Below are 1,627 nucleotides of genomic sequence, written 5' to 3'. Positions count from 1 at the left end.
TGCCGCGGCTGCCGGAGCTGAAGCCGCCGCCGGGGCGGGCTTCCGCCAGCGCCGGGCCGAGCACCAGGGCCAGCGCGGCGAAGCCGGCCAGCAGCCGGGCCTTGATGCGCATGGGGGAGTTCCTCCGCTGATTCGTCATGGGGAGCATCATATAGGGATGGACGCTTTGTAATCCATGGCAAAGCCACAGGAATACAACCCGCGGGACCGGTCCGCGTTGCCAAGGCGCCGCTTCCGGGCGGCCCGCGCCGCCCCCCCTCCAGGACGCCCCGCCGCATGGCCGCCGAACCCCGCACCGCCCGCCGCGCGCTGGACGCGCTCAACTTCTTCCTGGCCGATGTGCGCGACGGGCTCGGCCCCTATCTGGCGATCTGGCTGACCAGCGTCCAGGGCTGGGACCAGGGCGGCGCCGGGGCGGTGCTGGCGCTGGGCGGGGTGGCCGGGCTGCTGGCCAAGGGCCCGGCCGGGGTGCTGGTGGATGCGCTGCCGGAGAAGCGGCTGCTGGTGGTGGGCACCGCCATCGCCGTCACCCTGGCCTGCGCGCTGATCCTGGTGGCGCCGGGCTTCTGGCCGGTGGCGATCTCCCAGGTGCTGTCCGGCATGGCGGCGGCTGCGATCCTGCCGGCGCTGGCGGCGCTCACTTTGGGTGTGGTGGGCCAGGCCGGATTCGACGCCCGGATGGGCCGCAACGAGGCCTTCAACCATGCCGGCAACGCCTTCGCCGCCGCCACGGCGGGCGGGCTGTCGCTGTATTTCGGGCCCGTGGTGGTGTTCTGGCTGCTGGGCGGCATGGCGCTGGGCTCGATCCTCTCGGCCCTGGCGGTGCCGGCGGCGGCGGTCGACCCCCAGGCGGCGCGCGGCCTGGCCGAGGGGCAGGTGCCGGCGCATTGGCGGGACTTGCTGGCCGACCGGCGCCTGGCCGTGCTGGCGCTGGGCTGCGCCATGTTCCATTTCGCCAATGCGCCGATGCTGCCGCTGGTCGGGCAGAAGCTGGCCATGGCCGACCCGGCGCGCGGCACGGCGCTGGTCAGCGCCTGCATCGTCGCGGCGCAGGTGGTGATGATCGGCACCTCCATCCTGGCCGGGCGCAAGGCCGGGATCTGGGGGCGCAAGACGTTGTTCCTGGCCGGCTTCCTGGTGCTGCCGCTGCGCGGCGTGCTCTACACCCTCTCCGACAACGCCGCCTGGCTGGTGGGGGTGCAGCTGCTGGACGGCATCGGCGCCGGGCTGTTCGGCGTGCTGCTGCCGCTGATGGTGGCCGATCTGACGCGCGGCACCGGGCATTTCGGCGCGGCGCTCGGCATCACCGCGGTGGTGCAGGGGCTGGGCGCGGCCTCGGCCAATGCGCTGGCCGGCTGGGTGGCGGCGCGCTTCGGCTTCGATGCCGCCTTCCTGCTGCTGGCCGGCAGCGCGGCGATCGGTGTCGTCGTCTTCGCGCTCGCCATGCCGGAGACGCGGCCCGACCCGCGCCTGCCGCCCGGCGCCCAGCCGGCCTGACCCCTTCGGCCCTGGCCAAACGCCGCCGGATGCCGCAGAAGGCGCGCCATGCAATCCGAGGGCAAGGGGCGGTCGCTGCCGCGGCGGCTGCGATGGTGGGCCGAGGCCCAGGGGGCGCGGCTGGCGCTGG

1 protein-coding gene is annotated in these 1,627 nt (G+C 74.7%); it reads left to right on the top strand.

The genetic code is table 11. The features are described 5' to 3' along the window. Positions 1–276: 276 nt before the first annotated feature. Complete coding sequence (locus HMPREF0731_RS19200) at positions 277–1,497, top strand: MFS transporter (protein WP_007005873.1); 1,221 nt, start codon at positions 277–279, stop codon at positions 1,495–1,497. The last annotated feature ends 130 nt before the right edge of the window (positions 1,498–1,627 follow it).

The organism is Pseudoroseomonas cervicalis ATCC 49957 (genome assembly GCF_000164635.1).
Taxonomy (GTDB): domain Bacteria; phylum Pseudomonadota; class Alphaproteobacteria; order Acetobacterales; family Acetobacteraceae; genus Pseudoroseomonas; species Pseudoroseomonas cervicalis.
This window is presented reverse-complemented; position numbering and strand designations above follow the sequence as displayed.

What these genes read in the sequence shown, in the direction of transcription:
- HMPREF0731_RS19200 (WP_007005873.1), top strand. Translation starts at nt 277, where the DNA reads ATGGCCGCCGAACCCCGCACCGCCCGCCGCGCGCTGGACGCGCTCAAC.